The sequence below is a fragment of the Kribbella antibiotica genome (genome assembly GCF_004349055.1).
GTDB classification, from domain to species: domain Bacteria; phylum Actinomycetota; class Actinomycetes; order Propionibacteriales; family Kribbellaceae; genus Kribbella; species Kribbella antibiotica.
In genome coordinates this window covers 63,909-86,460 of sequence record NZ_SMKX01000021.1, presented here as the reverse complement: position 1 = coordinate 86,460, position 22,552 = coordinate 63,909, and the positions used below count along the sequence as shown (strand labels likewise).

At 67.5% G+C, this 22,552-nt stretch carries 18 protein-coding genes; 13 read left to right on the top strand and 5 right to left on the bottom strand.

Going from position 1 to position 22,552, the window contains the following annotated elements; genetic code table 11:
• Together E1263_RS10095 and lpdA are read right to left on the bottom strand one after the other, a co-directional pair.
• A partial coding sequence (locus tag E1263_RS10095) for a biotin/lipoyl-containing protein (protein WP_337590276.1) occupies positions 1-357 on the bottom strand: 357 nt, incomplete at its 3' end.
• Positions 358-495: 138 nt separating this feature from the next.
• Complete coding sequence (gene lpdA, locus E1263_RS10090; protein WP_132166947.1) at positions 496-1,884, bottom strand: dihydrolipoyl dehydrogenase; 1,389 nt, start codon at positions 1,882-1,884, stop codon at positions 496-498.
• A 163-nt stretch (positions 1,885-2,047) separates the two neighbouring features.
• Between lpdA and E1263_RS10085 the strand changes: the two genes are divergently transcribed.
• Entirely contained in the window at positions 2,048-2,365 is a 318-nt protein-coding gene (locus E1263_RS10085; RefSeq protein ID WP_132166946.1) for a hypothetical protein, read from the top strand.
• Here E1263_RS10085 and E1263_RS10080 read toward each other — a convergent pair.
• On the bottom strand, positions 2,362-3,132 hold the full coding sequence (locus E1263_RS10080) for a carbon-nitrogen hydrolase family protein (RefSeq protein ID WP_132166945.1): 771 nt from the start codon (positions 3,130-3,132) through the stop codon (positions 2,362-2,364). The two genes, E1263_RS10085 and E1263_RS10080, sit on opposite strands and share 4 nt — an antisense overlap.
• A gap of 29 nt (positions 3,133-3,161) precedes the next feature.
• Between E1263_RS10080 and E1263_RS10075 the strand changes: the two genes are divergently transcribed.
• Positions 3,162-3,800: a GntR family transcriptional regulator gene (locus E1263_RS10075; RefSeq protein WP_132166944.1), complete on the top strand. Its 639-nt coding sequence runs from the start codon at positions 3,162-3,164 to the stop codon at positions 3,798-3,800.
• Here the strand turns inward: E1263_RS10075 and E1263_RS10070 are convergent.
• Positions 3,787-5,091 (bottom strand): MFS transporter, encoded by a 1,305-nt coding sequence (locus E1263_RS10070; RefSeq protein ID WP_132166943.1) that lies wholly within the window; start codon positions 5,089-5,091, stop codon positions 3,787-3,789. The two genes, E1263_RS10075 and E1263_RS10070, sit on opposite strands and share 14 nt — an antisense overlap.
• A gap of 93 nt (positions 5,092-5,184) precedes the next feature.
• Between E1263_RS10070 and E1263_RS10065 the strand changes: the two genes are divergently transcribed.
• Both E1263_RS10065 and E1263_RS10060 read left to right on the top strand, forming a co-directional pair.
• Positions 5,185-5,868 (top strand): DUF2848 domain-containing protein, encoded by a 684-nt coding sequence (locus E1263_RS10065; protein ID WP_132166942.1) that lies wholly within the window; start codon positions 5,185-5,187, stop codon positions 5,866-5,868.
• The gene (locus tag E1263_RS10060; protein ID WP_132166941.1) at positions 5,865-6,191 is read left to right on the top strand and encodes a cupin domain-containing protein; all 327 of its coding nucleotides are present in this window, start codon (positions 5,865-5,867) and stop codon (positions 6,189-6,191) included. The genes E1263_RS10065 and E1263_RS10060 overlap by 4 nt, the downstream gene beginning before the upstream one ends.
• On the opposite strand, the gene E1263_RS10055 is transcribed toward E1263_RS10060, so the two are convergent.
• The gene (locus tag E1263_RS10055) at positions 6,180-7,673 is read right to left on the bottom strand and encodes a leucyl aminopeptidase (RefSeq protein WP_132166940.1); all 1,494 of its coding nucleotides are present in this window, start codon (positions 7,671-7,673) and stop codon (positions 6,180-6,182) included. The genes E1263_RS10060 and E1263_RS10055 overlap by 12 nt on opposite strands.
• Before the next feature lie 98 nt (positions 7,674-7,771).
• On the opposite strand from E1263_RS10055, the gene gcvT reads away from it, so the two are divergent.
• The 9 genes from gcvT (at position 7,772) to E1263_RS10010 (ending at position 22,549) form a co-directional block, all read left to right on the top strand.
• Positions 7,772-8,878 carry a glycine cleavage system aminomethyltransferase GcvT gene (gene gcvT / locus E1263_RS10050; RefSeq protein WP_132166939.1) on the top strand — a complete coding sequence of 369 codons (1,107 nt, stop codon included), beginning with the start codon at positions 7,772-7,774 and terminating at the stop codon, positions 8,876-8,878.
• Between the two features lie 105 nt (positions 8,879-8,983).
• Positions 8,984-10,249, top strand: coding sequence for an AfsR/SARP family transcriptional regulator (locus E1263_RS10045; protein ID WP_132166938.1), 1,266 nt, complete (start codon positions 8,984-8,986; stop codon positions 10,247-10,249).
• A gap of 376 nt (positions 10,250-10,625) precedes the next feature.
• Positions 10,626-11,633 carry an ABC transporter permease gene (locus E1263_RS10040; protein WP_132166937.1) on the top strand — a complete coding sequence of 336 codons (1,008 nt, stop codon included), beginning with the start codon at positions 10,626-10,628 and terminating at the stop codon, positions 11,631-11,633.
• 41 nt (positions 11,634-11,674) lie between these two features.
• The gene (locus tag E1263_RS10035; RefSeq protein ID WP_132166936.1) at positions 11,675-13,435 is read left to right on the top strand and encodes an ABC transporter substrate-binding protein; all 1,761 of its coding nucleotides are present in this window, start codon (positions 11,675-11,677) and stop codon (positions 13,433-13,435) included.
• 94 nt (positions 13,436-13,529) lie between these two features.
• Positions 13,530-14,522, top strand: coding sequence for an ABC transporter permease (locus E1263_RS10030; RefSeq protein ID WP_132166935.1), 993 nt, complete (start codon positions 13,530-13,532; stop codon positions 14,520-14,522).
• Positions 14,519-15,682, top strand: a complete 1,164-nt coding sequence (locus E1263_RS10025; protein ID WP_420323380.1) for an ABC transporter ATP-binding protein — start codon at positions 14,519-14,521, stop codon at positions 15,680-15,682. Before E1263_RS10030 ends, E1263_RS10025 begins: the two co-directional genes overlap by 4 nt.
• A gap of 20 nt (positions 15,683-15,702) precedes the next feature.
• Positions 15,703-16,761 (top strand): ABC transporter ATP-binding protein, encoded by a 1,059-nt coding sequence (locus E1263_RS10020; RefSeq protein WP_132166934.1) that lies wholly within the window; start codon positions 15,703-15,705, stop codon positions 16,759-16,761.
• A 76-nt stretch (positions 16,762-16,837) separates the two neighbouring features.
• Positions 16,838-19,699: an AfsR/SARP family transcriptional regulator gene (locus tag E1263_RS10015; protein WP_165956562.1), complete on the top strand. Its 2,862-nt coding sequence runs from the start codon at positions 16,838-16,840 to the stop codon at positions 19,697-19,699.
• Positions 19,700-22,549 carry an AfsR/SARP family transcriptional regulator gene (locus E1263_RS10010; protein WP_132166932.1) on the top strand — a complete coding sequence of 950 codons (2,850 nt, stop codon included), beginning with the start codon at positions 19,700-19,702 and terminating at the stop codon, positions 22,547-22,549.
• The last annotated feature ends 3 nt before the right edge of the window (positions 22,550-22,552 follow it).

The following is a 22,552-nucleotide window of genomic DNA, read 5'->3' as shown; positions in this document are numbered from 1 at the left end:
GACGGCGGGCGCCTCCTGAACCGGGGCGGCCTCAGCAGCAGGTGCCTGCTCGGCCGGGGCCTCGGCAGCCGGAGCCTCGGCGGCGGGCGCCTCGGCCGGAGCGGAGCCAGTGGACTCGCCGGCGTCACCGATGACGGCCAGTTCGGCGCCGACCTCGACGGTCTCGTCCTCGGCGGCCTTGATCTCCAGCAGGGTGCCCGCGACGGGCGACGGGATCTCGGTGTCGACCTTGTCGGTCGAGACCTCCAGCAGGGGCTCGTCGACGGCAACCGTGTCACCGACCTGCTTGAGCCAGCGGGTGACGGTTCCTTCGGTGACGCTCTCCCCGAGGGCCGGCAGGGATACAGAGGTCGGCATGACGGTCGTTGCTCCTTCGTCTGATCGGTCGGTGTCAGCCTACGGTTGCCGCTGGCGCGAGCGGGACGCGGGTCCGTAAACCCTGGTTACCCACTGCTCCCAAACCTACTAGGGCACGCCAGCAGCAAAGGCTGAATCTCAGTCGTGGAAATGCAGTGGTTTACCGGCCAGCGCCATGTGCGCTTCGCCGAGGGCTTCGTTCTGGGTCGGGTGGGCGTGGACGAGCGGGGCGACGTCAGCCGGGACGGCCTCCCAGTTGTAGATGAGCTGGGCCTCGCCGATGAGTTCGCCGACGCGGGATCCGACCATGTGCAGGCCGACGACGGCGCCGTCCTTGGCCCGGACCAGCTTCACGAAGCCGGAGGTCTTGAGGATCTGGCTCTTGCCGTTGCCGCCGAGGTTGTAGTTCAGGATCTCGACGTCGCCGTACTTCGCGCGGGCCTGCTCCTCGGTGAGTCCGACCGAGGCGACCTCGGGCTCGGAGTACGTCACCCGCGGGATGCCGGCCTCGTCGATCGGCGCCGGGGCGAGCCCGGCCAGGTGCTCGGCGACGAAGATGCCCTGCTGGAAACCGCGGTGCGCGAGCTGCAATCCGGGCACGATGTCACCGACGGCGTACACGCCCGGCACGCTGGTCTGCAGGTTCTCGTCGACGGTGACGAAGCCGCGGTCGAGCGCGACCCCGACCTCGTCGAACCCCAGCCCTGAAGTGTTCGGCCCGCGGCCGACGGCGACCAGCAGCAGCTCGGCCTCGATCACCTCGCCACCGGCGACCGTGACCTTCACGCCGTTGTCATGGGTGTCGACCGACTCGAACGGAGTACCGGTCTTGAAGGTGATCTTGCGCTTGCGGAACGCCCGCTCCAGCGTCTTCGAACAGTCGGCGTCCTCGGAGGGGACCAGCCGGGGCAGTGCCTCGAGGATCGTCACCTTGGTGCCGAACGACGTCCAGGCGCTGGCGAACTCGACGCCGATCACGCCGCCGCCGAGGATCACCGCGGACTCGGGCACCCGGTCCAGCGTCAGCGCGTGCTCGCTGGCGATCACGCGGTTGCCGTCGATCGTCAGCCCGGGCAGCGACCGCGAATAGGAACCGGTCGCGAGGATGACGTTCTTGCCGGTGTAGGTCGTGCCGTTGACGGCGACCGTGGTCGGCGAGGTCAGCCGCCCCTCGCCCTCGATGACGGTGATCCCGCGCGCCTTGAGCTGGCCCTGCAGCCCCTTGAACAGCCGGTCGACGACGCCGTCCTTGTACTTGTTCACGCCGCCCATGTCGACACCCTCGAGCGTCGTCCGGACGCCGAACTGCTCACCGTCGCGGGCGGAGTCGGCGACCTCGGCAGCGTGCAGCAGGGCCTTGGTCGGGATACAGCCGCGGTGCAGGCAGGTGCCGCCGACCTTGTCCTTCTCGACCAGGGCGACGCTCTGCCCGAGGGTCGCGGCGCGCAGGGCCGCGGCATAACCGCCGCTCCCACCGCCGAGGATCACCAGGTCGTACGTCGTTGCGCTGTCTGCCGGGTTCGTCACAGGTTCCTCCGTGGGCGTGTGGTCGACGGGCCTGCTCCGGATCGCGGCGCGGGGGCCCGGGCGTCATCTTCGCACGAGCCCTCGGGCCCGATTGCCGGTTTTGGCAGAAACCGTTACCGCGAATTTCTGCCGATGAGTTGCGCTGATGAGGGAGACTTACTCCATGAAGTGGTTCGGTCGCCGGCAGAAGTCCGGCACGATGCGTAAGTCGGACAACCCCGACCAGGCGCACCTGCGCGAGTTCGCCCTCAGTCGTCAAGGGGTCGAGGGCTTCGTCGAGCCACGCACCGCGGTGACGGACTACACGATGCTCCTGGTGGCGGTCGACGGCGAGTGGACCCGTCGCCGGGTCCCGTCGGTCCAGTGGGCGCACAACTTCGCGAACAAGCTGGGCATCCCGTCGTACGACGCCGCCGTGGTCGGCGTCCCACCGCGGATGCGGGAGTACAACGCCCGCATGAAGAAGCAGGGCCTGATCTAGAGAATCGGTACTCGGGAACGCACCCCTGAGACCACTTCAGACTCCACAGACCCGTGCAGGATGCCGGGAGTGTGGTCGAGCCGCGCCGCGGTGTGGCCCAGGGGAGTGGTCAGGCTGCTGCGCCCGATGCCGAGCGGGTCGGTGCCCTGCGGGGTTGTGTAGGCCTGGTCGCACGCCAGCAGCCATGCCTGCGCGTCAGCGGCCCGTGCCCGGGTCAGCAGGTCCCACTGCTCCTCCTTGCCCGGTCCGGCACCCCACGACGCCGGTACGACGATCAGCTCGGCCCCGAGCCGTCCGAGCGCAGTGAACTGGTCGGCGAACCGCAGGTCGTAGCAAGTGGCCAGTCCGACCGTCACATCCCGGTACTCGAAGGTCACCAGCTCGTTGCCAGGGGCAACCGTGTCGGATTCGCGCGACCCGAACGCGTCGTACAGGTGGATCTTCCGGTACGACGTCTCCACGCCTGGCCCGGTGGCAAGCAGCGTGTTGTGCACCCGCCCTTCGCCGGACGGCTCGAAGAGTCCGGCGATCACGACGATCCCGAGGTCGGCGGCCACCTTGCGCAGGCCGGTCGCGAACGGCCCGTCCAGCGGCTCGGCGATGCCGGCGAGGTCGGTTCCGAAGCAGGCCAGCGTGGCCTCCGGCAGCGCGACGATTTCCGCCCCGGCGTTGGCAGCCCGCCGTACGGCGTCGGTCGCGGCCGCTAGGTTGGACGCCGGGTCGGAGCCGGTGGTGAGCTGGGCCGCGGCCACGCGCAGATCTGTCATGAGAGCCTCCGTGCCTGTATACATTGAGTATGCAATTGAGTGGGGATTCCGGCCGGGACCGTGCCTACCAGTACCTGCGCGGCACCGTCCTCAGCGATCCGGCGGTGTCGGGGACGTTCATCAACGAGCAGGCGGTCGCGACCGAGGTCGGCATCTCGCGGACCCCGGTGCGCGAGGCACTGCTGATGCTCGCGGCCGAGGACCTGGTGCAGCTGGTCCCGCATCGCGGGGCGTTCGTCGCGCCGGTTCCGGGCCGGGAGATCGCCGAGATGATGCAGGCCCGCGGCGTGATCGAGACCTGGGCCGCGGAGACGTCGCTCGCGGCCGGGAATGCGCCGGTGGCGGCAATGGCCGCCGTACTGGAGCAGCAGCGGGCGATCGTCGAGCAGGGCGATGCCAAGGAGTTCATCGAGCTGGACAGCCAGTTCCACGCACTGCTTGTCGACGCGGCCGGCAATGCCGTGCTCGGTCGGCTCTACGACAACCTGCGCGCCAAGCACGTGCTGCTCGGCATCGTCGCGCTGCAACGGAGCGAGACGCGCCGGCAGGACGTCTTGGTGGAGCACCAGGCCATTGTCGACGGCCTGGCCACCGGCACGCCCGAGGCAGCCGAGAAGGCGATTCTCGGCCACCTGGACACCACCGGTTCCATCCTTATGCACGGCTGACAGCGAGGTCCTCGTCGTCGACCACTGCGCTGCCGAGCCGCAGGCCGACCAGGGTGACCATGCAGGCCACGACGATGTAGAGCGCGATCACATAGCCGGTCCCGGTCTTGGCCAGGAAGTACGTGAAGGCCAGTGGTGCCAGTGCGCCACCGATCACGCCGGCGAACGTGTAGGCCAGCGAGCTGCCGGTGTAGCGCAGCCGCGCAGTGAACTGCTCAGACACGAACGCTGCCTGCGGTCCGTACATCAGGGAGTGGAACACGAGCCCGATGACCACACCGAGGATCAGAGTCCCCAGTGAGGACGTGATAGCGAAGAACACCACACTCCACACCGCTCCACCGATCGCTCCGATGCCATAGATCAGTCGGCGCCCGTACCGGTCGGACAGGTAACCGGAGAACGGGATGAGCCCGACCTGACAAGCAGAGCCGATCAGTACGGCGGTCACGGCCTGCCCGCGGCTCATATCTAGCTCTTTGGTCGCGTAGGTGAGCACGAAGACCGCGAACATCGCGTAGAGCACATCCGGGCCGACCCGCGCCAGGATGGCGGCGACCAGCGGCCGACGCTGAGTCCGCAGTACCTCGGTCACCGGAGCGGTCGGCCGGTCCCCACGGGCCGCCAGCTCCTTGAACACCGGAGTCTCCTCCAGCTTGGAGCGGATGAGCAGGCCGAATGCGACCAGTACGGCGGACAGTAGGAAGGCGAGCCGCCAACCCCAGCTCAGGAACTGGGCCTCGGTGAGCAGCCCGGCAAGCAGTGCCAGCACGCCGTTAGCCATCAGTGTGCCCAGCGGCGGACCGACCTGCGCAGCGGACGCCCAGAACCCGCGCTGCCCCGCCTGACTGAACTCACTGCTCAGCAGCACCGCACCGCCCCACTCGCCGCCCACACCGACGCCCTGCGCGAAACGCAGCACCACCAGCAGTGTCGGTGCCAGTGCACCGGCTTGCGCGTGGGTCGGCAGTAGACCGATGCAGAACGTGGCCACGCCGATCAGCAGCAGGGTGGCGACCAGAACGCGCTTGCGGCCGATCACATCACCGAGCCGCCCGAAGACGATGCCACCGAGCGGCCGGGCGATGTAGCCGACGGCATACGTCCCGAAGGCCTGCAGTGTGCCGGTCAGTGGGTCGCTACCGGGGAAGAAGAGGTCGCCGAAGACGAGCGCTGCCGCCGAGCTGTAAACGGCGAAGTCGTACCACTCCAGCGAGGTGCCGGACAGGCTCGCGGCGAAGGCCTTGTAGAGCCCGCGGCGCTCTGTGGTGTCGGTTACGGGGCTGGACATCGAGGTGGACCTCCTTGGGGGATTGCTCCATACTCGTTGTATACGACGTGTTCACGCAAGCTCTTGGAGCAGAAAATCGGAGGACGACCGACGATGAGTCAGACGCTGCACTTCGCCCTATCCACCGGCAGTGAGCGGGAGATTACCGTCCGCTACGCCTTGAATGCCGGATACGCCGGGCGCGACACCGAACAGGTTCAGCACCACGTCGACGAGCTGGCCGAGCTCGGCGTCCCGGCGCCGACCCGGATCCCGACCCTCTATCCGTTGTCGGCGTCCCTGGTGGGCCGGCCGGAGGTCGTTCAGGTGGCGCACGCCAAGACATCCGGCGAGGCCGAGTGGGCGCTGGTCGTCGGCGACACCACCGACGACCTGCTGCTGACGGTCGCCTGCGACCACACCGACCGCGCACTCGAGGTGCACGGTGTTGCCTGGAGCAAGCAGTCGGCGCCGGACGTGCTCGGCGACGTCGCCTGGGTCCTCAAGGACATCGAGGACGAGCTCGACCAGTTCACGCTCAAGGCCTGGGTCCGGCACGGTGACACCGAACAGCTCATTCAGGACGGGACACTCGCGCAGCTGCTGCCCCCGTCGTACTGGGTGAAGGAGCTCGGTGACCGGCTGGTGCCGGGCACGGTCCTGCTCAGCGGCACGATCCCGATGATCGCCGGGGTTGACCAGTTCGCCGACGCCTGGCGCGTTGAGATGACCGATCCGCGCGGTGTGACCAGCCGGATCGTCTACAGCGTCGAGCAGCTCGCCGAAGCCTGGTCGTGAAGGAGGAGCGCGAGTTCTACCCGACCAGCGACATCCCGTGGACCGCCGTCGACGGGATCGAGCAGCGCGTTCTGAGCGCAGCACCCGACGGCACACTGACCCGGCTGGCGCGTTGGCCGGCCGGTACGACGTCAGGTGCGGACGTGATCACGCACGAGTACGTCGAGGAGGTGTATCTGCTCGAGGGGTCACTGACCGACCTCACCCTCGAGCAGACCTTCCACCCCGGCGACTACGCCTGCCGGCCGCCGGGGATGCCGCACGGCCCGTATACAACGGCCGACGGCTGTCTGATGCTAGAAATCCGCTACTCAGCTAGCTGACGTCGCCAGCTCGATCAGCGTCCGTACGGCGTACCCGGTGCCACCGTTCGGCGTGTAGCCGGAAGCGGAGCCGTCGTTGAAGGCCGGGCCAGCCACGTCGAGGTGCACCCAGTCGATGCCCTCAGCAACGAAATCGCCGAGGAACGCGGCGGCGGCGAGCGCGCCGCCCCAGGGCTCTCCGGTGATGTTGGCCAGGTCGGCGACCTTCGAGTGCGACTTCAGCTTGTCCAGCATCTCGCTCGGGATCGGCAGCGGCCACATCGGCTCACCGGCCGCCACGGCGGCGTCCACGACCCGGTCCCGGGCGGTGTCGGTGTTCGAGAACGCACCGGCCACCTTGGTGCCCAGGGCAACGACACAGGCCCCGGTCAGGGTGGCCACGTCGACGATCAGGTCGGGCTGGTCCTCGGACGCGCGCACCAGGGCGTCGCCGAGCACGAGCCGGCCTTCGGCGTCGGTGTTCAGCACCTCGACGGTCTTGCCGCCGTACATGGTCAGGACGTCGGACGGGCGCGCGGCCGAACCGGACGGCATGTTCTCGGCCATCGCGGCGTACGTGGTGATCTGGACCGGCAGACCGAGCCTGGCGATCGCCAGCGTGGCGCCGATCACGGCGGCGGCGCCGGCCATGTCGGACTTCATGCTGATCATGCCGTTGGCGGTCTTCAGCGACAGGCCGCCGGAGTCGAAGGTGATGCCCTTGCCGACGAACGACAGATGGGTGACCGGCTTCTTCGGCGTGTAGCTGAGCCGGACCAGCCGCGGCGGGTTGGTGGATCCCTGGCCGACGCCGAGGATGCCGCCGTACCCGCCCTTGGCCAGGGCCTTCTCGTCGAGCACCTCGACCTTGACGCCGTAGTCCTTGCCCAGCTTCACCGCGTGCGCGGCGAACTCGACCGGGTGCAGGTCCGACGGCGGGGTGTTCACCCAGTCGCGGACCAGGTGGATCGCCTCGGCGGTGACCTCGGCGCGCTCGAGCGCCGCCTTGGCCTCCTTGGTACGCGCCACGTCGGTCAGCACCGTGATGGCACCGGCCTGATCGGCCGAGCTCTCCGACTTGTAGGCGGTGAAGGAGTAGCGGCCGAGCAACGCGCCCTCGGCGACCGCACGGACGCACTCGGCGTCCGGGGTCGGCAGGGCGAAGGCGACGGACTGGGTCAGCTTGGCGGCCCGGACAGCGGTCCCGGCGGCGATCCGCAGGTCCTCGGTCTTCAGCGTGCCGTCGGGGGCCTCGCCCAGACCGACAGCGATCAGGGTCGGCGACTTGCCCGGCTTCGGGCCGGGCACCTTGGTCACCTCACCGGTCTTCCCGGTGGCGCCCAGTCCGGACAGCACCTCCACCAGTTGCCCGCCGTACGCGGCGTTGAGCGACTCGGTGCCGGCCGGCAGTGCGACGGCGCCGCCGAGTTTGACCACGCCGATGACGACCGCGTCGGTTTTGACACCGGCCGCATCAGACTTGCTCAGGGTGATGGTGCTCACGAAATTCTCAGTCCTCCTTGACCGGGTGCGCAGATGGCCGGTCGTGACGGTACGTGAATACTGCCTTCGCATGCTACGCGTCAGGTAGCTTGCCCTCCATGACCGGATCGCCTGAACTGAAGAAGTCCCCGTTGCACGAGCGCCATGTCGCGCTCGGCGCCAAGTTCGCCGAGTTCGGCGGCTGGGAGATGCCACTGGAGTACTCCGGCGTGGTCGCGGAGCACACCGCGGTCCGGACGTCGGTGGGCGTCTTCGATGTGAGCCACCTGGGCAAGGCGACGGTGAAAGGCCCCGGCGCCGCGGCCTATGTGAACGCGTGCCTGAGCAACGATCTCGGCCGGATCGCCCCGGGCCAGGCGCAGTACACGCTGTGCTGCAACGAGCGCGGGGGAGTGGTCGACGACCTGATCGCCTACCTGCATGCCGACGACGATGTCTTCCTGATCCCGAACGCCGCCAACACTGCCGAGGTGGTCCGCCTGCTGCAGGCCGATGCGCCGGACGGCATTGTGGTGCAAAACACGCACGACGACTACGCGATCCTCGCCGTCCAGGGCACCAACAGCGATGAGGTGGTCGCAGCCATCGGCCTGCCGACCGGCCACGACTACATGTCCTTCGCCGTCGCAGACTTCTCCGGTACGCCGGTAGTGGTGTGCCGGACCGGCTATACGGGCGAGCGGGGATACGAGCTCGTCGTACCGAATGCTGCTGCGGTTGCGGTGTTCGACGCGCTGCTGGCAGCCGGCTCGGAGCACGGCATCGTGCCAGCCGGTCTGGGCGCGCGAGACACGCTGCGCACCGAGATGGGCTACCCGCTGCACGGCCAGGACATCTCCCCGGACATCAGCCCGGTGCAGGCCCGGTCCGGCTGGGCCGTCGGCTGGAAGAAGGAGCACTTCTGGGGTGACACCGCGCTGCGAGCCGAGAAGGAAGCGGGCCCCGCGCGCATCCTTCGCGGCCTGCAGGCAGTCGGCCGGGGGATCCCGCGGCCGCACATGTCGGTCTTCGACGTCGCCGGTGGCGCACTGGGTGAGGTGACGTCGGGAACGTTCTCGCCGTCACTGAAGAAGGGCATTGCGCTCGCATTGCTTGACGCCGCGGTGAAGGAGGGTGACCAGGTGACCGTCGACATCAGAGGCCGTAAGGAATCCTTTGATGTCGTCAAGCCACCCTTCGTCACCGTGAACGTTCGCGAGGGGTAAGAGGTCAGTCCCAGGATTCGGTAACCACTGTGCCTACTTCCAACGGGGCGGAGGGTGTCCCGAGATCGTCGGCCGAGGCTGTTACCAGGCGCTTACCATGAGCCGGTGGAATTCCGCCTGCTCGGACCGGTGCAGCTCTGGTCGGGCGGCGATCAGGTCACTCTGAAGCGCCGCCAGGAGCGGCTGCTGCTTGCTGTGCTCCTACTGGAGCCCGGCAAGGCGGTGGCCGCGCAGCGGCTGATCGAGCTGCTCTGGCCGGACGAGATGCCCACCAATCCGCGGCGGGCGCTGCAGGTCTACATCTCGCGTCTGCGCACCGTGCTCGAGGTGGAGCTCACCAGTGGGCCGGAGGGCTATGCCATCCAGGCGCCTCCGGGTAGCTCTGACATAGAGCAGTACCGGACGCTGGTGGCGCAGGCGCGGAGTCATGACGATCTAGATCAGCGCAGCAAGCTGCTGACCGACGCTCTGCACCTCTGGCGCGGCCCTGCGCTGGCCGACGTGACGACCGAGGACGTCCGGCGGCGTCTGTGCGGAGGACTAGAAGAGGAGCACTGGGCAGCGGAGGAGTTGCTGCTGTCCACAGAGCTCGCCCTGGGCCACCACCAGGAGCTCCTGCCACGGCTGGCAGACCTCACCGCCGCCCAGCCGACCCGAGAGACCTTCGCGGCCGCCTCGATGCTCGCTCTCTACCGTTCCGGCCGCCAGGCGGACGCGCTGGCTGTCTATACCTCTCTAGTACGGCGCCTCGACGAGGAGCTCGGTGTGGAACCGGGCGCCGAGGTTCGCGACCTGCAGGTCGCCATCCTGCGCCAGGACTCCGCCCTGGACGTCACCGTTCCTTCGGCGGTCCCGCGGGAGCTCCCGGCGGATGTGGGCCTACTGATCGGGCGGGACGCCGTACTGGATGAGCTGGCGGAAGTGCTGACCGGCACGCCGCGGGCCGGCGTACCGGCTGTTGTCTGTCTGTATGGGGCAGCGGGGACCGGTAAGTCGGCGGTGGCGGTCCGGCTGGGGCACCGGCTGGCCGATGCGTTCCCCGACGGCCAGCTGTTCGCCCGCCTGCAGGACGTGAACGGCCAGGGGCTGACGCCCCAGACAATCCTCGGCCAGCTCCTCCGCTCACTCGGCGTCGAGGGCTCCGAGATCCCCGAGTCCCTCGAAGAGCGCTCGGCGCTACTGCGCAGCCGCCTGGCCGACAAGACCACTCTGCTGGTTTTCGACGACGCCATCGACGCCAGCCAGCTGCGTTCGCTGCTCCCAGCCGGCGGCGCGGTCATCGTCACCTCCCGCCGCCCCATCCTCGGCCTCGAGGACGCCACCCACCGAGAGCTCGTGGCCTGGCCGGACCCTGCCTCGACGGGTGGCTGACAGACCGGCACAGGGCGGTCATGGGGGTGTCGCCGCAGGCGGCCGAATTATTACATTCTGTTATTTTGTGGCACAAATTGGCCACTGTCGGTGCTGTGCCGACGCGTTTTGCGAAGGATTGACTGCGGATAGTCACCGTTTGGGGCAAATGTTCCGGTCCAGTACCCGTTCCGGTAACGATTTGTGCACTGCTGCCGGGCACCGCTGGTTTGGTGTCACAGTGTCAGGCAGGCTACTCGCGGCTGGGGGGTTTACCGGTGTCAAGGGGATTTGACGCAGGGCCTCCAGGCCAGCGAATGTTCGGCACGATCTACAGACCGGCGCCGGATATTTCGACCACCACAACCATCCGGCTGACAGAGCTGACGGAGCGCGAATGAGCATTGGGTCACCCGACTCCACTGTTGGGATCGAGGACCACCCGGCCTCTGCGGAGCCCGAGCGGGCCAAAGGTGTCGCGCACGGCAAGTCGCCGACCCGGATCGCGATGGACCGGCTGCGCAAGGACAAGGTCGCCATCGTCTGCGCCACCATCGTGGTGTTGTTCATCTTGGTGGCGGTCTTCGCGCCACTGCTGGTCAAGCTCGAGGGGGCCGACATCGGAACCTTCAATCCGGACCTGGTTGATGCCTACGGCTTCCCGGTCAACGGCCCGACGCCCGCGCACTGGTTCGGCGTCGAGCCGAAGACCGGTCGCGACAACTTCGCCCGCTGGGTGTATGGCGCCCGCCCGTCGCTGATCATCGCGTTCATCGCGACGGTCAGCGGTACCGTGATCGGTGTCGTCATGGGGCTGCTGGCCGGCTTCCTCGGCGGCTGGGTCGACCGGATCATCTCCTGGGTCATCGACTTCGTGCTGAGCCTGCCGTACTTGCTCTTCGCGATCGCGATGGTGCCGATCGTCGAGCAGTTGCGCGGCGGTTCGTTCAACCTCACCCCGGCGGAACAGGCCCAGATCAGATTCTTCGTGCTGATCTTCGTGCTGTCGTTCTTCGGCTGGGCCGGACTGGCCCGGATCATCCGGGGCGAGGTGCTGTCCCTGCGCGAACGCGAGTTCGTGCTGGCTGCCAAGGCGATCGGGGTGCCGACGCGGCAAGTGCTCTTCAAGGAACTGCTGCCGAACCTGGTGGCACCCATCGTCATCTCGGCCTCGCTGGCACTGCCCGCATATGTCACTGCAGAGGCCGGATTGTCGTTCCTCGGTGTTGGCCTGATCGAGCCGGTCCCGTCCTGGGGCCAGACGATCGCCACCGCCACGAACTGGTTCAAGGCCGACCCGATCTATCTCTGGCTGCCGGTGCTGGGCATCACCATCCTGGTGCTCGCACTCGCGCTGCTGGGCGACGCGGTCCGCGACGCCTTCGACCCGAAGACCCGCCGGTAGCCCGGCGTTGCCCCTCGCGGCAGAAAAGGAGAAACACAACCATGCAGTGGAAACGGATCACCGCGGTGGCGGCGACGGTCATGCTGGCCGCTGTGGCCTGCGGCAGCCCGTCGTCGAACAGTGGTAGCAACAACACCGGCGGCGGCAACGTGGGTGGCGCGCAGGAGAAGGCGACCGACGCGACGGCCAAGGGACCGGCGAAGCCCATCGAGGGCGCCAAGTCCGGCGGCACCATCACTGTCCTCTCGGACGTCACGCCGGACACCTTCGACCCGACCGACATCTACTACGTCGACGGCAACCAGATCGGCAAGCTGATGTACCGGGCGCTGACCCAGTACAAGCTGGACGAGAAGACCGGCAAGCCGGTCCTGGTTCCCGACCTGGCAGAAGACCTGGGTACGCCGTCCGAGGACGGCCTGACCTGGACCTTCAAGCTCAAGCAGGGCATCAAGTACATGGACGGCACGCCGGTCAAGGCAGCCGACTACGCGTACTCGATCAAGCGCTCGTTCGCGCACGATCTGTTCTCCTCCGGACCGACGTACCAACTGCAGTTCTTCAAGGACGGCGGCAAGTACAAGGGCCCGTACACCCAGGGCGGCGAGAACTACGCCGGCGTCGAGACGCCGGACGAGTCCACGCTGATCATCCACCTGGACAAGAAGTTCAACGACCTTCCGTACTACGCGGCGTTCCCGATGTTCACGCCGATCCCGCAGGCGAAGGACACCAAGAAGAACTACGAGCAGAAGCCGATGGCGACCGGCCCGTACCAGGTCGAGTCGTACACCGCGGGCAGCCAGCTCAAGCTGACCAAGAACCCGAACTGGGACCCGAACACCGACCCGGTGCGTTACCAGTACCCGGACAAGTTCGACTTCAAGTTCGCTCAGGACACCATCAAGGTGCAGCGGCAGGTCCTGGCCTCGGCCGGACCGGACGCCAGCGCGCTGAACTACAGCAACCTGGATGTCAGCCTCTACCCGGAACTGAAGGACCCGAGTCAGCTGGTCAAGGGCCCCGGTCCTTGCACGATCACCTGGCCGATGGACACCCGGAAGATCCCGATCGAGGTCCGCAAGCTGATCGTCAAGTCCTTCCCGTTCGACTCCTGGCGCAAGGTCTCCGGCCAGGCTCCGGACAGCTCGTTCCCGGCCTCGACGATCCTGCCGCCGGCCGTCCCGGGCTACGAGAAGTACGAACTGCCGGGCATGAACGGCCTTGGTAAGGGTGCTGAGGACCCGGCCGTCGCGGCCGAGGTCAAGGCGGAGCTGGAGAAGCTGGGCAAGTCCGGCTTCGAGCTGTCCTGGTACTTCTCCAACGACGACCCGATCGCCACGCAGGTCAACCAACTGCGGACGCAGGTCTACGAGAAGGCCGGCTTCAAGGTCAAGGCCACCGGTGTGCCGAAGGCCAAGATCCGGACCCTGACCGGTGACCAGAACGCTCCGGTCAACATGGGCAAGACCCCGGCCGGATGGTGCTCGGACTGGCCGTCGGGTACCAGCTGGTTCCCGGTGCTGTTCAAGTCCGACGCGATCGAGCTGGGCAACAGCATCGGTCAGCTCCAGGACAAGGCGCTCGACGCCGAGATCGACCGTGTCGCCGATCTCGACCCGAACGCGCAGCTGAAGGAATGGTCGAAGATCGACAAGAAGATCATGCAGGATCACCTGCCGCTGGTTCCGCTGTACTACTCGGCGAGTGCCTTCCCGGTCGGTAAGAACATCGGTCACGCTGTCAACGACATGACCCAGGGCATGCCCGAGTTCACGTCGCTGTACCTGAAGCAGCCGTAACCGGTTCGCTGACGGATCTCGCTTGATCTGAAAGAAGGGGTGGTGGCCGGCCCAACGACGCCGGTCACCACCCCCCTCGGTGAGGAGACACCTCGTGCTCTACTTCGTGGCGCGCCGCCTGGTCAGCGCGCTCAGTGTCGTGTTGGTCACGCTGATCGCGACCTTCGCGCTGTTCTTCATCGCGCCGACCGACCCGGCCGCCGCGATCTGTGGTGATCGCAACTGCACCCAGGAGCGATACAACGAGATCAAGAAAAACCTGAACCTGGACCAGCCCAAGGTTCAGCAGTTCGCCGAGTACACCGCGGGCATCTTCGCCGGGCGGACCTTCGAGACGTCTGGCGTCATTCAGGACTGCAACGCGCCCTGCCTGGGGTACTCCTTCAAGAACGACCGTCCAGTGACGCAGATGATCAAGGACCGGCTGCCGGTCACAGTGTCGCTCGTCGCCGGGTACGCCGTACTGGTACTCACGATCGGTGTCTTCGTAGGCTCGATGGCTGCGAAGCGACGCGGAACGCTGGGCGACCGGGCGCTGATGAGCAGCACGCTGATCCTCAGTTCGGTGCCGTACTACATCGTGGCGCTGATGATCTCGCTCTACTTCACGATCCTGTACCCGATCCTGCCGCGCGGTGGATACACCCCGCTGACGGACAACGCCGGTAAGTGGTTCGCCGGGTTGCTGACGCCGTGGCTGGTGCTGGGCATCTACAACTGCACGGCGTACGCCCGGTACTCGCGCGGCTCTATGGTCGAGACGCTGAGCGAGGACTACATCCGGACGGCGCGGGCCAAGGGCCTGTCGGACCGCAAGGTGACGTACAAGCACGCGCTGCGCTCCGGCATGATCCCGGTCATCACGATCTTCGGTCTGGACGTCGCCGGCAGTCTGGCCGGCGCGATCTTCACCGAGCGGATCTTCGACCTGCCCGGACTGGGCAACCTGGTCCTGCAGAGCTTGGAGACCTACGACCTGCCGGTCATCATGGGCACCGTGCTGGTCGCCTCCGTGGTGCTCGTGGCGATGAACTTCATCGTGGATGTGGCCTACAGCCTGATCGACCCGCGGGTGAGGCTTTCGTGACCACTCCCGCCCCCGAAGACCGGAAGGACAGCATGGCCGAGAGTGCAGGTGAGCAGGCGGCAGCGGCCGCGGACGCCAAGCGCGGCCCGTCGGTCGCGACGCGTGAGAAGCGCGCCGGTCTGATGAACCCCAGCGGCGAGACGCCCTATCTGGTGGTCGAGGACCTGACGGTGAAGTTCCCGACCGCTGACGGTGTAGTTAGTGCCGTCAACGGACTGAGCTACTCGGTGCCGCTGGGCCGCACGCTGTCGATCGTCGGCGAGTCCGGCTCCGGCAAGTCGGTCTCCAGCATGGCCGTGATGGGTCTGCACGACCGCAAGCGCACCCAGATCACCGGCTCGATCCGGCTCGGCGGTGACGAGCTGATCGGTCTGTCCGAGAACGACCTGATGAAGGTCCGCGGTGACGCGGTCGCGATGGTCTTCCAGGACCCGCAGTCGTCGCTGCACCCGCTGTACACGATCGGCAACCAGATCTCCGAGGCCTACCGAGTGCACCACAAGGTCTCCAAGGACGTCGCCAAGAAGCGCGCCCTGGAGATGCTCGACCTGGTCGGTATCCCGAACCCGATCCGCCGGTTCGGTCAGTATCCGCACGAGTTCTCCGGCGGTATGCGGCAGCGCGCGATGATCGCGATGGGTCTGGTCAACGACCCGAAGCTGATCATCGCCGACGAGCCGACCACGGCGCTCGACGTGACGGTGCAGGCGCAGATCCTGGACCTGCTGAACAACCTGCAGAAGGAATTCGGCTCGGCGATCGTCCTGATCACCCACGACCTGGGTGTGGTGGCCGAGATGGCCGACGACGTACTGGTGATGTACGCCGGTCGTTGCGTCGAGTACGGGACCGCCGAGGACGTGCTGGCGAACCCGCGGATGCCTTACACCTGGGGTCTGCTCGAGTCGATCCCGACGGTGTCGGCGGCGAGTGAGAAGCTGCGCCCGATCAAGGGACTGCCGCCGAGCCTGCTGAACCTGCCGAGCGGCTGCTCGTTCAACCCGCGCTGCCCGTACAAGGACCGAGTCAAGGGCGAGCGCTGCACGACCGACCTGCCCGACCTGCTGCCGGTGGACGGCGCTGGTGCCCACACGTCCCGTTGTCATCTGCACGACAAGGCCTCGATCTACGAGACCGAAGTCCTGCCGAGACTGAGCTGACGAGGGGACTGAGGAGAACTATGAGCGACACAGTACGTCCGATCGATCAGCCGGCCGCCCAGGGCGAGACGCTGCTGCAGGTCCGCGACCTGAAGATGCACTTCCCGATCAAGGAGGCGCATGGTCTGGGCCGGACGAAGAAGACGGTCCAGGCCGTCGACGGCGTCAGCTTCGACCTGAAGGCCGGCCAGAGCCTCGGCCTGGTCGGCGAGTCCGGCTGTGGCAAGTCCACCACCGGCCGGATGATCACCCGCCTGCTCACACCGACGTCGGGTGAGATCAACTTCAAGGGCACCAACATCGCGCAGCTGAAGGAGAAGGACCTCCGTCCTTTCCGCCGCCAGCTGCAGATCGTGTTCCAGGACCCATACAGCTCGCTAAACCCACGCCAGACGGTGAGCAACATCATCAGTACGCCGCTGCGCGTGCACAACCTGGTGAAGAAGGGTCAGGAGCTCACCCGGGTCCAGGAGCTGCTGGAGCGGGTCGGTCTCAACCCCGAGCACCACAACCGCTACCCGAACGAGTTCTCGGGCGGTCAGCGGCAGCGTATTGGGATCGCCCGCGCGCTGGCGGTCGAGCCCGAGGTGATCATCGCCGACGAGCCCGTCTCCGCGCTCGACGTGTCCATCCAGGCCCAGGTGATGAACCTGCTGGAGGACCTGCGGCGGGATCTCGGTATCGCGTTCGTGTTCATCGCGCACGACCTCGGCGTGGTTCGTCACTTCTGTGACGAGGTCGCAGTGATGTACCTGGGCAAGATCGTCGAGCAGGGCCCGCGGGAGCAGATCTACGGCGCCCCGCAGCACCCGTACACCCAGGCGCTGCTGTCGGCGGCTCCTGACCTCGGCACGATCCGCGGCGTCCCCGCGAAGGAGCGGATCCGGCTGGTCGGCGACGTCCCTTCGCCGATCGACCCGCCGAGCGGTTGCCGCTTCCGGACCCGATGCTGGAAGGCCGAGGACATCTGCGCCACCCAGGAGCCGAAGCTCGAAGGTAAGCCGCAGTCGGCCCCCGGCCATGCCGCAGCCTGCCACTTCGCCGAGCCGAAGGTCGACCTCGTCGCCGAGATCGCCTGACGCAGGGTTTCGAGAGCCGTCCCGGCCGTTCTGGCCGGGGCGGCTTTCGGCTGTCCGGACCGGCTATCATCCGCAGATGGAATTCCGCCTGCTGGGAGCATTTGAGGTCCATGACGGCGTGGCTGAGGTCAAGCTGGTACGACGCCAAGAGCGGCTGCTGCTCGCCGGTTTGTTGCTGAGAGCAAATGAGGTGCAGCCGCCGGAGCAGCTGATCGATCTGGTCTGGCCGGATGATCCGCCCGAGGATGCGCGCGGCGCATTGCAGGTCTACGTATCTCGGCTGCGGAAGGCCGGGATCACGATCGACGGCGGCCGAGACGGGTACGCCGTACGGGCGCTGACCGGGAGCACGGACCTCGACCGGTTCCGCGCCCTGGTCGCCGAGGGGCGGGCGCTGGCGGATCCCGCAGAACAGGGCTCGCGGCTGCGGGAGGCGCTGGATCTGTGGCGCGGTGAGCTCCTTCCCGAGCTGGCCGCTGGGCCTACTCGAGATCGGCTCTGTGCGTCGGTGGAGGAGGAACGGCGTAGCGCATCAGACGGGCGGGTGGTAGCCGACTTGGCGGCCGGGCTGTACGTCGAACTGCTCGCTGAGCTCCCCGCTTTGGTCGAGCAGGATCCAACTCGGGAGGCCGTCCTGGCGGCATGGATGACCGCCTTGCATCGTGTGGGCCGACGGCAGGATGCGCTCGACGTCTACGCCGACGTGACCGCGGTCCTGTCCGATCGGTTCGGCCTCGAGCCGGCGTCGGCACTGCGCCGGTTGTACGCGGCGATCCTGCGCAACGACCCGGAACTGATCGGAGACCGAACAGCGTCGGACGACACGGTGCCGCGTGAGCTGCCGGTCGACATCTCCGTCTTCGCCGGGCGCGAGGAGTTGGTGGACCAGGCGGTCGAGGCGTTGTCGCAACCAGGACGGGACCGAGCTGCTGTCTATCATCTGTGGGGCGGTGCCGGGGTCGGTAAGTCCGCGACCGGTGTCCGGATCGCACATCGTTCGGCCGCTGCGTTCCCCGATGGTCAGCTGTTCGCGCGGTTGCAGGACGTTGACGGCGAAGCGGTTCCGGCGCGGGTGCTGCTGGGACGGATGCTGCGGTCGCTCGGATTGCCGTCCGGCGAGATCCCGGAAGGCTTGGCCGAACGCCGCGATGCGCTGTGCGAGCGGACGGCGGACCTGGCCCTGCTGGTGGTGCTGGACGATGCCCTGGACGCCGAGACTGTTGAGCAGTTGTTACCGTCGGGATCGCGAAGTGCGGTGATCGTCACGTCCCGCGCCCCGCTACCGGAGCTGCCGGAGGCGGTGCATCGACGAGTCATGCCGCTCGAGCCGAACCTCAGCCGCGACCTCCTGCTGCGGCTGATCGGTCGGCCGGTGCGCGACGAGGATTCGATCAAGGTGGTGATCGAGCACTCTGCCGGGCTCCCGCTGGCACTGCGGATTGTGGGTTCGCGGCTCGCGTTGTCCGGAGACGAACTGCTCCCGGAGCTGGCCGGTTCGTTGAGCATCGAGGATCAGCGACTCGACTCGATGGTGGCCGGCGACCTAGCCGTACGGAGCAGTCTGGATCGCACTCTGGTCCTCGTGGACACCGAGGCGCGCCAGTTACTGGAACGCCTGTCGCTCGTCGGTGTGACGGAGTTCCCTGCCTGGGTGGCAGCCCCGCTGCTGGACACCGATGAGTCGACGGGAGAGTCGGCCTTTGCGCGACTCGTCGACCTCGGCCTGGTCGAGCTGGTCAATCAGGGCAGGTTCAAGATGCACGCCCTGGTTCGCTCGTACGCGGCTGAGCGGCTGCAGGCTTCCGAGCAGCCCCTCGACCGGTTCCTGCAGGCCTCGCTGCGGCTCCTGATGATCGCCGACGACGGACTCGGGCACGGATTCGCCACGCCTCGGATCATGGAGATGCCGACCGCGATCGGCCTGAATCGGGCCGAACGCGGTCTGATCGGCAACGAGCGGCAATGGCTGGGCGAATCCTGGCCGTTGCTGCAGGCGGCAGCGATGACGGCTATTGCGGCGGGGCGTCTCCAACTGGCGGCGGCTCTGGGGCTGAGGCTGAACAGCTTCTACACGGTCACTGACCTTCGGGAGCCAAGGATCGACCTGCTCCAGGCGGTCCGAAGTGCTCTGCGCGAGGCTGGTGAGCTGGAACTGCTCGTCCGGACCGAGATCTGCTTGGTCCCGGCTCTTGGCTCGCCAGACCCGCGCAGCTGGGCGGTGGCCGACGAGAGCTGGGAGAACGCACAGCGCACCGGTTCGGTCGAGCTTAAGGTGCGAACGCTGATCAACGTAGCCAACACTGCCCGCCGGCAGGTCGACTTCGACCGGGACCGCGAAGCCGATGAGCTCGCCCTTGAGCTCATCGAACAGCACGGTGGTCCCACCGACGTCCGGCACATCGTTTTCCGCAACCTGGGTCAGAACTGCGCTGCGCGGCGCGACCATCCGGCGGCGGTCGAATGGTTTCAGAAGGCGATCGCGGCGTGCCCGCCAGGTACGGTGCAGGAGTTCTACGGACAGAACCAGGTGGGCGAGGTGCTGGTCCTGGACGGCAGATTCGCTGAGGCAGAGCAGGCGCTTCGGCGCAGCCGGGAGATCTGTGCCCCGATGCAGAGCGCCTACCTCGACGCGCAGGTCGACTGTCTGACGTCCTTCCTGGAGATTCGGCGCGGGAATGTTGCCGAGGCGCAACGGTTGCTCGACCAGGCCCGATCCCGGTTCGACCAAGAGCCCGGCCGGGATATTGCCATGTATCTGAAAGAGTTCGAATCCCAGCTGGCGATGGCACGCGGCGACCGGGCGACCAGCCGCCGGATCCGCCGTGAGCTGATCGATCTGCTGGAGGAACGGGGCGATCTGCTCGGTGCCTGGCAAGTGCGTCACGATTTCGAGCACGACCCTTGGTGGTCGAGCGATACCCCCGAGGAGCCGCTCTAGATGAAGTTTCGCCTGCTGGGAGCGCTCGAGGTCCATGACGGTGCGGCCGAGATCAAGCTGGTACGGCGGCAGGAACGCCTGCTGCTCGCGGTTTTGTTGCTGAGGGCAAATGAACTGGCGGCGACGGAGCAGTTGATCGATGTGCTCTGGCCGGATGATCCGCCGGCGGACGCGCGAGGGGCGTTGCAGGTCTACGTGTCCCGCTTACGGAAGGCCGGGATCGTGATCGACGGCGGTCGCGACGGGTACGCCGTACGGGTGCCGGCCTCCTCGACCGACCTGGGGCGGTTCCGGGGAGCTGTTGCCGCAGCGCGGGCACTGCCGGATCCCACCGGCCGGGGGAGTGGGCTGCGCGCCGCGCTGGAGCTCTGGCGCGGCGAGCTGCTCCCCGAGCTGGTTGACCAGGCGATCCGTGACCGGCTCTGCGTGCCGGTCGAGGAGGAGCGACGCAGCGCCCTCGACGAACGCATTCAGGCTGACCTGGCCGCCGGGTTGCACGCGGATCTTTTGACCGAGCTGCCTGCTCTCGTCGAGCAGGACCCGACGCGCGAGATCACCGTTGCAGCGTTGATGACCGCACTGCATCGGTTGGGCCGTCGCCAGGATGCGCTCGACGTCTACTCCGCTGCGACCGTCAGGCTCTCCGACCAGTTCGGCCTCGAGCCGGCGCCGGCGCTTCGTCGCCTGTACGCCGGGATCTTGCGCAACGATCCGGCGCTGACCGCAGATCTGGCGGCGCCGGACACTACAGTGCCACGCGAGCTGCCGGTGGACATCTCGGTGCTGGTCGGCCGCGACGAGCTGGTCGCAGAGGCGGTCGAGATTCTGACGCGGCCGGACCGGGACCGTGCACCCGTCTACCACTTGTGGGGCGGCGCCGGCGTCGGCAAATCGGCGAGCGGCGTTCGGATCGCGCATCGGTCCGCTGAGGCGTTCCCCGATGGCCAGCTGTTCGCGCGTCTGCAGGACGTCGCGGGCGAGCCGGTCCCGGCACGGGCGTTGCTGGGGCGGATGCTGCGGTCGCTGGGATTGTCGTCCGGTGAGGTGCCGGACGGTGTGGACGAGCGCCGCGCGGTGCTGCGAGAGCGCACCGCAGACCTGGCCTTGTTGGTGGTGCTGGACGATGCCCTCGACGCCGAGACTGTCGAGTATCTGTTGCCGCAAGGGCCGCGCAGCGCGGCCATCGTCACATCGCGCGCGCCGCTGCCGGAGCTGTCGACGGCGGTGCATCGCCGGGTGGCAGGCCTCGATCCGGAGGTGAGCCGCGGTCTCCTGCTGCGCCTGATCGGCCGCCCGGTGCGCGACGAGGACTCGATCAACGTCGTCATCGACCACTCCGCCGGACTACCGCTAGCGCTGCGAATCGTCGGTTCGCGGCTCGCGCTATCCGGCGATGATCTGCTGCCGGAGCTGGCGGAATCCTTGGGCGTCGAGGATCAGCGGCTCGACTCGATGGTGGCCGGTGACCTCGCCGTACGGACCAGTCTGGATCGCACCGTGATCCTGGTAGATGCCGAAGCGCGGCACCTGCTGGAGCGCCTGTCGCTGGTCGGTGTGGCGGAGTTCCCGGCCTGGGTCGCGGCGCCGTTGCTGGACACCGACGAGTCCGTGGGCGAGGCGGCCTTCGCGCGGCTGGTCGACCTCGGACTGGTCGAGCTGGTCAACCGCGGCCGGTACAAGATGCACGCCCTGGTTCGCTCCTACGCTGCTGAGCGGCTGGAGGCTCCGGCTGAGCCCTTGGGCCGGTATCTGCTGTCCTCGCTGCGCCTGCTCGTGGTCGCCGACGACGGGCTCGGGCACGGCTTCACCACGGCCCAGGCGGTGCTGACGCCCCGCGAGACCGTTCTTGAGCAGGCCGAGCACGATCTGGCCGGCAACGAGCGGCAATGGCTGGGCGAGTCCTGGCAGTTGCTGCATGCGGCAGCGACGTCGGCCATTGCTGCCCGCCGGCTCGAGGTGGCAACGGCGCTGGGGCTGAGGCTGTTCAGCTTCTACACCATCGCAGACCTTCGGGAACCCCGGCACGAGCTGTTGCTGGAGCTGCAACGCGTTCTGCGCGACGCCGGCGAGCTGGAGCTGCTCGTCCGGACCGAGATCTGCTTGGTCGCCGCGCTAGGCTCGGCCAATCCGGAGAGCTGGCCGGTCGCGGAGGAGAGCTGGCAGAACGCTCAGCGCAGCGGCTCGGTCGAGCTCAAGGTGCGGACGCTGATCAACCTCGCCAACTCCGTCCGCCGGCAATGCGACTTCGACCGGGACAAGGAGCTCAGCGAACTCGCGCTCGACCTGATCGATCACCACGACGGGCCGGTCATCGTCCGGCACGTGGTCCTGCGCAACCTCGGCCAGAACAGCGTCGTACGGCGTGACTACCCGGCCGCCGTCGAGTGGTTCCGCCAACTGCTCGCCGAGGCGGCGCCCGGAACGGTGAACGAGTTCTTCGGCCAGAACACCCTGAGTGAGATCCTGGTCAAACAAGGCAGCCTCGCCGAGGCCGAAGCGGCCTTGCACCGGGCCCGGGAGATCTGTGCACCGATGCAGAGCCCGTACTTCGACGCGCAGGTCGACTGCCTGACGGCGTACCTGGAGATTCATCGCGGCAACCTGGACGAAGCACAGCGGCTGCTCGATCAGGCGCGCGGACGCTTGGAACGGGTGCCAGTGGACATCGACATGTACCTGAGTGAGTACGGCTCCGAGCTGGCGATGGTTCGCGGCGACGCCGCCACCGGTCGCCGCATCCGGCTCGAGATGCTCGCGACGATGGAGCAGCGCGGTGACCTTCTGGGCGCCTATCAGGTCCGCTACGAGCTGGACAATGACCCCCGGGACCCTCACAACAGGCAGGTTTGAGTA

Coding starts and splice junctions, on each gene's coding strand:
- E1263_RS10035 (WP_132166936.1), top strand. CDS start 11,675: ATGCAGTGGAAACGGATCACCGCGGTGGCGGCGACGGTCATGCTGGCC.
- E1263_RS10075 (WP_132166944.1), top strand. CDS start 3,162: ATGCAATTGAGTGGGGATTCCGGCCGGGACCGTGCCTACCAGTACCTG.
- E1263_RS10010 (WP_132166932.1), top strand. CDS start 19,700: ATGAAGTTTCGCCTGCTGGGAGCGCTCGAGGTCCATGACGGTGCGGCC.
- E1263_RS10080 (WP_132166945.1), bottom strand. CDS start 3,132: ATGACAGATCTGCGCGTGGCCGCGGCCCAGCTCACCACCGGCTCCGAC.
- gcvT (WP_132166939.1), top strand. CDS start 7,772: ATGACCGGATCGCCTGAACTGAAGAAGTCCCCGTTGCACGAGCGCCAT.
- E1263_RS10020 (WP_132166934.1), top strand. CDS start 15,703: ATGAGCGACACAGTACGTCCGATCGATCAGCCGGCCGCCCAGGGCGAG.
- E1263_RS10015 (WP_165956562.1), top strand. CDS start 16,838: ATGGAATTCCGCCTGCTGGGAGCATTTGAGGTCCATGACGGCGTGGCT.
- E1263_RS10070 (WP_132166943.1), bottom strand. CDS start 5,091: ATGTCCAGCCCCGTAACCGACACCACAGAGCGCCGCGGGCTCTACAAG.
- E1263_RS10065 (WP_132166942.1), top strand. CDS start 5,185: ATGAGTCAGACGCTGCACTTCGCCCTATCCACCGGCAGTGAGCGGGAG.
- E1263_RS10040 (WP_132166937.1), top strand. CDS start 10,626: ATGAGCATTGGGTCACCCGACTCCACTGTTGGGATCGAGGACCACCCG.
- E1263_RS10085 (WP_132166946.1), top strand. CDS start 2,048: ATGAAGTGGTTCGGTCGCCGGCAGAAGTCCGGCACGATGCGTAAGTCG.